Source organism: Lawsonibacter celer (assembly GCF_014281125.1).
GTDB classification, from domain to species: Bacteria; Bacillota; Clostridia; order Oscillospirales; family Oscillospiraceae; genus Lawsonibacter_B; species Lawsonibacter_B celer.
The window spans coordinates 319346-327120 of sequence record NZ_JACOEA010000003.1; the positions used below are offsets into that span (position 1 = coordinate 319346).

Genomic DNA, 7775 nt, shown 5'->3' on the forward strand with positions numbered 1-7775 from the left:
TCCCGCCGCAGCCATGCGGCAGCCGAAAGGAGGTTTTTACCATGCGAAAACGATACAACACGCCGCACCGCAGCCGGGTAGTCAAGACACGCATGACCGAGGAAGAATACGCCGAGTTTGCGGAAAGGCTTTCTGCCTGCAACATGAGCCAAGCCGAGTTTATCCGGCAAGCCATAACCGGGGCAGCCATACGCCCCATCATAACCGTTTCCCCCGTCAATGACGAGCTGCTTGCCGCTGTCGGGAAGCTGACCGCCGAATACGGCAGGATCGGCGGCAACTTAAACCAGATAGCCCGGACGCTGAACGAGTGGCACAGTCCCTACCCGCAGCTTGCCGGGGAAGTACGGGCGGCGGTTTCCGACCTTGCTGCCCTAAAGTTTGAAGTCTTGCAGAAAGTGGGTGATGCTGTTGGCAACATTCAAACATATCAGCTCTAAAAATGCCGACTATGGCGCAGCGGAAGCCTACCTCACATTTGAGCATGACGAGTTTACCATGAAGCCCACCCTTGATGAAAACGGGCGGCTGATACCGAGGGAGGACTACCGCATTTCTTCCCTTAACTGCGGGGGCGAGGATTTCGCCGTTGCCTGTATGCGAGCCAATCTCCGCTATGAGAAAAACCAAAAACGGGAAGATGTGAAAAGCCACCACTATATCATCAGCTTTGACCCACGGGACGGGACAGACAACGGCTTGACCGTAGACCGGGCGCAGGAGCTGGGCGAGCAGTTCTGTAAAGAGCATTTCCCAGGACACCAAGCCCTTGTATGCACCCACCCGGACGGGCATAACCACAGCGGGAATATCCATGTGCATATCGTCCTCAACTCCCTGCGGATTTATGAAGTCCCGCTTCTGCCCTACATGGACAGACCAGCCGACACACGGGAGGGCTGCAAGCACCGCTGTACCAACGCCGCTATGGAATATTTCAAGAGTGAAGTTATGGAGATGTGCCACCGGGAGGGGCTTTACCAAATCGACCTCTTGAACGGCAGCAAGGAACGGATAACAGAACGGGAATACTGGGCGGCAAAGAAAGGGCAGCTTGCCCTTGATAAAGAGAACGCCGCCAGAGAAGCCGCCGGACAACCGACCAAGCCCACCAAGTTTGAAACGGACAAGGCGAAGCTGCGCCGGACGATACGGCAGGCACTTTCCCAAGCTACCAGCTTTGACGAGTTTTCTTCCCTTTTGCTGCGGGAGGGCGTGACCGTCAAGGAGAGCCGGGGGCGGCTTTCCTACCTCACGCCGGACAGAACAAAGCCTATCACAGCCCGGAAGCTGGGGGACGATTTTGACAAGGCTGCTGTCCTTGCCCTGCTCACGCAGAATGCCCACAGAGCCGCCGAAAAGCCTAAAGCCATACCGGAATACCCACATACCCAAAAGGGACGCTTGCAGGAGGAAAAAACCGCAAAAACCGCCCCGGCAGACAACACCTTGCAGCGCATGGTTGACCGGGAAGCCAAGCGAGCCGAGGGCAAGGGCGTGGGCTATGACCGCTGGGCGGCAAAGCACAACCTAAAGCAGATGGCGGCTACCGTTACCGCCTACCAGCAGTACGGCTTTTCCTCCCCGGAGGAACTGGACGAAGCCTGTTCTGCCGCCTATGCCGCCATGCAGGAAAGCCTTACAGAGCTGAAGCAGGTGGAAAAGACGCTGAACAGGAAAAAGGAGCTGCAACGGCAGGTACTTGCCTATTCCAAGACCCGCCCTGTCCGGGACGGGCTGAAACAGCAGAAAAACGCCAAAGCAAAAGCAGCCTACCGACAGAAGCACGAAAGCGACTTTATCATAGCAGACGCAGCCGCCCGTTATTTCAGGGAGAACGGCATTTCCAAGCTGCCGGGCTATAAAGCCTTGCAAGCAGAGATTGAAAGCCTTATCAAAGAGAAAAACAGCGGCTACAACGATTACCGGGCAAAACGGGAGGAATACCGCCGCTTACAGACTGTCAAGGGCAATATCGACCAGATTTTACGCCGGGAGCGCAAGCCTGTGAAAAGGCAGGAACAGGAACGATAAAAACCACCCCAAAATGTACCCGAACCCATACAGAACAAGGGGGCTGCCCCGTACTCTACCCGCAATACCAAAGAATTTTTTAACGGGCTTACAGGGCAGAAAACCCCGAAAATGATACCGAGATGATACAGAATTACCGTCGATACCGCCACACCAGCGGAAACGGCAGAAAGGAGCGCACCCATGCCAAGAATGAGCAAGAAACGGCGGCTGGAATGGTCTTTTTTCCTGCGGCAAGTAAAAGTCGGGAATACCACCTGCGACCGTATCACATACAACGACCTCTGCCGGGGCTGTACCCATAGCTGTAAGCAGAGCTTCCGGGCGGTTATCATACTTTGCCCCCGCTACTACTCCAAACGCCGGAAAAAGGAGGACAGGGACAATGGCAGATAACCGCAAGTATTACTACCTCAAGCTGAAAGAGAATTTTTTTGACAGCGACTCCATTGTGCTGCTGGAAGATATGAAAGACGGGATTTTATATTCCAATATCCTCTTGAAGCTGTACTTAAAATCTCTGAAAAACGGCGGGAAGTTGCAGCTTGACGAGCATATCCCCTACACAGCGCAGATGATAGCGACACTGACCCGCCACCAGATAGGGACGGTTGAAAGGGCTTTAGAGATTTTTCGGCAGTTGGGGCTTGTGGAGCAGCTTGACAGCGGGGCTTTTTATATGACCGATATTGAGCTGATGATAGGACAGTCCTCTACCGAAGCCGAGAGAAAACGGGCTGCAAGGCTGGAAAACAAGGCACTTTTACCGCCCCGGACAAAAGGCGGACATTTGTCCGACATTCGTCCACCAGAGATAGAGATAGAGTTAGAGAAAGAGATAGAAAAAGAGAGAGAGGGAGAAACGGGACACCCCGCCCCCGCCGCTTATGGCAGATACAACAATGTGATACTGACCGATACAGAGCTTTCCGGGCTGAAAACAGAGCTGCCCGACAAGTGGGAGTATTATATTGACCGGCTTTCCTGCCATATCGCTTCCACCGGGAAGCAGTACCAGAGCCATGCAGCCACCATTTACAAGTGGGCGCAGGAGGACGCTGCCAAAGGCAAGGCTGCCCCGAAACAGGGCATACCCGATTATTCATGTAAGGAGGGCGAGAGCTTATGAAAAACGAGATTGAAGCTATGATTACGGATATTACAACCACTACCGCCGAAGCGGAGGACTACACAGGCGAGGACGGGCTTTTATACTGCGGCAAGTGCCATACGCCCAAAGAAGCCTACTTTTCAAAAGAAACCGCCCAATGGTTAGGGCATGACCGACACCCAACAGACTGCGACTGCCAGCGGGCAGCCCGTGAAAAGCAGCAAGCCGCCGAAAGCCGACAGAAGCACCTTGAAACAGTGGAGGACTTGAAACGCCGGGGCTTTGCCGACCCCGCTATGCGGAACTGGACATTTGAGCATGACAACGGCAGAAACCCACAGACCGAAACCGCCCGCTTTTATGTGGAGAGCTGGGAAACCATGCAGGCTGAAAATATCGGCTACCTGTTTTGGGGAGGCGTGGGGACAGGAAAAAGCTACCTTGCCGCCTGTATCGCCAACGCCCTTATGGAAAAAGAGGTTGCCGTCTGCATGACAAACTTTGCAACGATACTGGGTGACCTTGCCGCCAGCTTTGAGGGCAGGAACGAATATATTTCCCGCCTTTGCAGCTACCCTCTGCTGATACTTGATGATTTCGGTATGGAGCGAGGAACAGAATACGGGCTGGAACAGGTTTACAGCGTGATTGACAGCCGTTACCGAAGCGGCAAGCCGCTGATCGCCACGACCAACCTCACGCTGGAGGAATTGCAGCACCCGCAGGACACGCCCCACGCCCGTATCTATGACAGGCTGACTTCCATGTGCGCCCCCGTCCGCTTCACGGGCAGCAACTTCCGAAAGGAAACCGCACAGGAAAAGCTGGAACGCTTAAAGCAACTGATGAAGCAGCGAAAGGAGAGCCTATGACAGAAACGAAACAGACAAGCACCACCAAAACAGACCGCCGCCCGGACTGTGTGACGGAAATCCGCATGGGCAACTCCGTCCTTACCGTTTCCGGCTTCTTCAAGCAGGGCGCAACCGACACCGCAGCCGACAAGATGATGAAAGTGCTGGAAGCGGAAGCTGCTACACAAAAAACGGCGATTTGACCGACCATAAAGAAGCAGATTTGACGCTTTTGCCGCTATACAGACAGCCGCCCCATGTGGTACAATCAAGGTACGGAATAGTGGGGCTGGCTGTCGGAAACGGAGGATTTTATGTTAAGACAGACCAACCAACAACCAATTACCGCCCTTTACCCAAGACTATCCCATGAGGACGAGCTGCAAGGCGAAAGCAATTCCATTTCCAATCAGAAGCGTATCCTTGAAACCTATGCAAAGCAGAATGGCTTTTCCAATCTGCGCTGGTACACGGACGACGGTTATTCTGGTGCGAACTTTCAAAGACCCGGTTTTCAAGCCATGCTTGCGGACATTGAAGCCGGAAAAGTCGGGACAGTTATCGTAAAGGATATGTCGAGGTTAGGGCGAAACTACCTGCAAGTGGGAATGTACACGGAAATGATTTTCCCACAGAAAGGTGTCCGCTTCATCGCTATCAATGACGGAGTGGACAGCGCACAGGGCGACAATGACTTTGCCCCGCTGCGGAATATCTTTAACGAATGGCTGGTGAGAGATACGAGCAAGAAAATCAAAGCAGTAAAACGCTCAAAAGGCATGAATGGCAAGCCCATCACAAGCAAGCCTGTGTATGGCTACCTCATGGACGAGGACGAAAATTTCATTATTGACGAGGAAGCTGCACCCGTAGTCAAGCAGATATACAACCTCTGTCTTGCCGGGAATGGTCCGACCAAGATAGCCCGTATGCTCACAGAGCAGCAAATCCCCACGCCGGGAACGCTTGAATACCGCAGGACGGGCAGCACCCGCCGCTACCACCCCGGCTATGAGTGCAAGTGGGCGACCAATACCGTAGTGCATATCCTTGAAAACCGGGAATACACAGGCTGTCTGGTAAATTTCAAGACAGAAAAACTTTCTTACAAAGTCAAGCACAGTGTAGAAAATCCCCCGGAAAAGCAAGTGATTTTCGAGAACCACCACGAGCCTATCATAGACACCCAAACATGGGAACGGGTGCAGGAGCTTCGCAAACAGCGCAAACGCCCAAACCGCTATGATGAAGTGGGTTTGTTCTCCGGCATACTGTTCTGTGCGGACTGCGGCAGCGTGATGTATCAGCAGCGATACCAGACGGACAAGCGCAAGCAGGACTGTTATATCTGCGGCAACTACAAGAAACGCACCCATGACTGTACGGCGCACTTTATCCGCACCGACCTCTTGACCGCTGGTGTACTCTCCAATCTGCGGAAAGTGACCAGCTATGCGGCAAAGCATGAAGCCCGGTTTATGAAACTCTTGATTGAGCAGAACGAGGACGGGGGCAAACGCAGGAACGCCGCCAAGAAAAAGGAACTGGAAGCCTCCGAGAAACGCATAGCCGAGTTATCCGCTATCTTCAAGCGGCTGTATGAGGACAGCGTGACCGGGCGCATATCAGACGAGCGTTTCACAGAGCTGTCGGCAGACTATGAAGCAGAGCAACGGGAGCTGAAAGAAAGAGCCGCTGCTATTCAAGCGGAGCTTTCCAAAGCACAGGAAGCCACCGTGAACGCAGAAAAGTTTATGAATGTTGTCCGGCGGCATACCAGCTTTGAAGAACTTACCCCTACTCTGCTGCGGGAGTTTGTAGAGAAAATCGTTGTGCATGAGTGCAGCTATGACGAGAACAAGACCCGCAGACAGGACATTGAGATTTATTATTCTTTTGTTGGCAAGGTGGACTTGCCCGAATAACCGCCCGACCTATCCGACACAATGCGCAAGTGCCGGATAGGAACGGCAAAATTTTTTACACTTCTATTACTTCTTTATCGCACATCAGTAAATATTCATGGGATTGTAGCAGGTCTCGGCTACGCTCATGGTTTTTCCCACAATCTGGGCATAGGAGCTGCCCTCGGTCGCCAGATTGGAATACAGCGTGGCGGAGGGCCCAAGGCACTGGCCCAAAATCATACAGGCGTAGCCGCCGGCGACCATCATGGGGAAGTGCAGGCCCTTGATGCGCTTGGCAAGGTGCATGGCCAGGATGGGGGTGACGATGGTGCAGAATGCCCAGTTCAGCATGGAGGTGACGTAGCCGAAGGCCATCAGCAGGATCAGGGCGGCAGTGCGGTTGTTCACCAATTTGGCCAGCTTGTTCAGCATTCTAGCGGCCTGGGGGCTGCGGGCGCATGTGGAGGTGACGATGACCATCAGCCCCATCTGGAACGCCAGGGTAAATTGACTGCTCAGGCCGTCCCACCATGCGGTAAGCAGCTCCAGGGGGCCTTTCCCGATGCACAGGGACAGGACAAAGACCACCAGCATCAGGATGACACAGAACACAAAGGAGTCTGGAATGATCTTCTCTGCGGCAAAGCTAAACTTCTTGCTCGCTCTCCACAGAGGCGTGCCCTTCGAACGGGCTGTGGCGTTGCTTGACATAGGGTTTCGCTTCCTCTCTCTTATATTCTCCAGCGCCGCACGGTCCGGCGCTCAGAGTCAGACATTATTTCCCGTAGAGCGCCTTGACCAGATAGTCATTCAGACCATCCTTGGACTGCTGAATCTGCTCGGGGGTCCATTTCTGAAAGCCCTCGCCGGTCTTAAACCCAATTTTGCCCTCATCACGCAGCCGCTTGAGCAGCGGGGAGGGCTCATGGGTGTCTTCCAAATCCTTGAGTATGTACTCGTGAATATTGTAGGTCAGGTCGGTCCCCACCAGGTCGGCGTTCTCCATGGGACCCAGCTGGGGCAGACGAAGGCCAAAGGAATAGCGCACCGCCTTGTCCACCGTCTCGGCGTCGGCAATCCCCCGCTCCACAATGGAGATGGCCTCCCGCCACAGGGCGTGCTGCATCCGGTTGGCAATGAAGCCGGGCACGTCCTTCCTGCACAACACCGGCTCCTTGCCGGCGGAGGCGAGCACCTCCATCACGGTCCGGGCGGTCTCATCGCTGGAGGCGTCGGACTTGACCACCTCCACCAGTGGAATCAGATGGCCGGGGTTCCAGAAATGGGTGCCCACAAACCGCTCCCGGTGCTTCAGATCGCGGCTGATTTCGCTGGGGCTCATGACGGAGGAATTGGTGCAGAAGATGGTGTCGGGACGGCAGCGCGCCTCCAGCTTGGCAAACGTCTCGCGCTTGATGTCCATATCCTCAAACACGGCCTCAATCACCAGATCAGCGCGGCTGATTAGCTCGCTGTCCATATTGGTGGTGAAGGAAATACGGGACAGACGGCTGGCAAGCTCCTCCTCCGTAATCGCACCGGCGGCGACGAGCTCCTTGGTGTTGTTTCGGATGCCCGCGGCCACATCGGTGTCGTACAGGTCGTAGACCCCCACCTCATAGGACGGATTGGAGGCCATCACAAAGGCGATGTTCTTCCCCATCATGCCGGCGCCGCAGATGAGGATATACTTGATGTTTTTCATGGTATTTTACTCCTTAAGCCCGCATCCAGTTTATTTTTTCAGTCCGAGGATCTGACGGGCTTCATCCGGGGTGGCGACCTCACAGCCATACTCGCGGATGACGCGGGCGGCGCGCTCCACAAACTGGCGGTTGTTCTTGGCCAGCACGCCCTTGGAGTACATCA

General features: G+C 54.4%; 10 protein-coding genes. 7 read left to right on the forward strand and 3 right to left on the reverse strand.

The window, feature by feature from the left end:
- The first annotated feature begins 41 nt into the window (after positions 1-41).
- The 7 genes from H9Q75_RS08145 (at position 42) to H9Q75_RS08175 (ending at position 5924) form a co-directional block, all read left to right on the forward strand.
- Positions 42-440, forward strand: coding sequence for a plasmid mobilization protein (locus H9Q75_RS08145; RefSeq protein WP_034479871.1), 399 nt, complete (start codon positions 42-44; stop codon positions 438-440).
- Positions 412-2034 carry a relaxase/mobilization nuclease domain-containing protein gene (locus tag H9Q75_RS08150; RefSeq protein WP_118021152.1) on the forward strand — a complete coding sequence of 541 codons (1623 nt, stop codon included), beginning with the start codon at positions 412-414 and terminating at the stop codon, positions 2032-2034. The genes H9Q75_RS08145 and H9Q75_RS08150 overlap by 29 nt, the downstream gene beginning before the upstream one ends.
- 183 nt (positions 2035-2217) lie before the next feature.
- The gene (locus H9Q75_RS08155) at positions 2218-2430 is read left to right on the forward strand and encodes a hypothetical protein (RefSeq protein WP_005927784.1); all 213 of its coding nucleotides are present in this window, start codon (positions 2218-2220) and stop codon (positions 2428-2430) included.
- Complete coding sequence (locus H9Q75_RS08160) at positions 2420-3163, forward strand: phage replisome organizer N-terminal domain-containing protein (protein WP_109215853.1); 744 nt, start codon at positions 2420-2422, stop codon at positions 3161-3163. The genes H9Q75_RS08155 and H9Q75_RS08160 overlap by 11 nt, the downstream gene beginning before the upstream one ends.
- On the forward strand, positions 3160-4017 hold the full coding sequence (locus H9Q75_RS08165) for an ATP-binding protein (RefSeq protein ID WP_186565943.1): 858 nt from the start codon (positions 3160-3162) through the stop codon (positions 4015-4017). Before H9Q75_RS08160 ends, H9Q75_RS08165 begins: the two co-directional genes overlap by 4 nt.
- Positions 4014-4202 carry a transposon-encoded TnpW family protein gene (locus H9Q75_RS08170; protein WP_002569233.1) on the forward strand — a complete coding sequence of 63 codons (189 nt, stop codon included), beginning with the start codon at positions 4014-4016 and terminating at the stop codon, positions 4200-4202. The genes H9Q75_RS08165 and H9Q75_RS08170 overlap by 4 nt, the downstream gene beginning before the upstream one ends.
- A gap of 111 nt (positions 4203-4313) precedes the next feature.
- The gene (locus tag H9Q75_RS08175; protein ID WP_002569232.1) at positions 4314-5924 is read left to right on the forward strand and encodes a recombinase family protein; all 1611 of its coding nucleotides are present in this window, start codon (positions 4314-4316) and stop codon (positions 5922-5924) included.
- 84 nt (positions 5925-6008) lie between these two features.
- Here the strand turns inward: H9Q75_RS08175 and H9Q75_RS08180 are convergent, their stop codons facing one another.
- The 3 genes from H9Q75_RS08180 to H9Q75_RS08190 form a co-directional block, all read right to left on the reverse strand.
- Positions 6009-6617: a TIGR00366 family protein gene (locus H9Q75_RS08180; RefSeq protein WP_186565945.1), complete on the reverse strand. Its 609-nt coding sequence runs from the start codon at positions 6615-6617 to the stop codon at positions 6009-6011.
- Between the two features lie 64 nt (positions 6618-6681).
- Positions 6682-7611: a 3-hydroxyacyl-CoA dehydrogenase family protein gene (locus tag H9Q75_RS08185; RefSeq protein WP_186565947.1), complete on the reverse strand. Its 930-nt coding sequence runs from the start codon at positions 7609-7611 to the stop codon at positions 6682-6684.
- A gap of 30 nt (positions 7612-7641) precedes the next feature.
- Positions 7642-7773 carry a 3-keto-5-aminohexanoate cleavage protein gene (locus H9Q75_RS08190; protein ID WP_186565949.1) on the reverse strand — a complete coding sequence of 44 codons (132 nt, stop codon included), beginning with the start codon at positions 7771-7773 and terminating at the stop codon, positions 7642-7644.
- Between the last annotated feature and the right edge of the window lie 2 nt (positions 7774-7775).

What these genes read in the sequence shown, in the direction of transcription:
- H9Q75_RS08180 (WP_186565945.1), bottom strand. Translation starts at nt 6,617, where the DNA reads ATGTCAAGCAACGCCACAGCCCGTTCGAAGGGCACGCCTCTGTGGAGA.
- H9Q75_RS08165 (WP_186565943.1), top strand. Translation starts at nt 3,160, where the DNA reads ATGAAAAACGAGATTGAAGCTATGATTACGGATATTACAACCACTACC.
- H9Q75_RS08160 (WP_109215853.1), top strand. Translation starts at nt 2,420, where the DNA reads ATGGCAGATAACCGCAAGTATTACTACCTCAAGCTGAAAGAGAATTTT.
- H9Q75_RS08175 (WP_002569232.1), top strand. Translation starts at nt 4,314, where the DNA reads ATGTTAAGACAGACCAACCAACAACCAATTACCGCCCTTTACCCAAGA.
- H9Q75_RS08170 (WP_002569233.1), top strand. Translation starts at nt 4,014, where the DNA reads ATGACAGAAACGAAACAGACAAGCACCACCAAAACAGACCGCCGCCCG.
- H9Q75_RS08145 (WP_034479871.1), top strand. Translation starts at nt 42, where the DNA reads ATGCGAAAACGATACAACACGCCGCACCGCAGCCGGGTAGTCAAGACA.
- H9Q75_RS08190 (WP_186565949.1), bottom strand. Translation starts at nt 7,773, where the DNA reads ATGTACTCCAAGGGCGTGCTGGCCAAGAACAACCGCCAGTTTGTGGAG.
- H9Q75_RS08185 (WP_186565947.1), bottom strand. Translation starts at nt 7,611, where the DNA reads ATGAAAAACATCAAGTATATCCTCATCTGCGGCGCCGGCATGATGGGG.
- H9Q75_RS08155 (WP_005927784.1), top strand. Translation starts at nt 2,218, where the DNA reads ATGCCAAGAATGAGCAAGAAACGGCGGCTGGAATGGTCTTTTTTCCTG.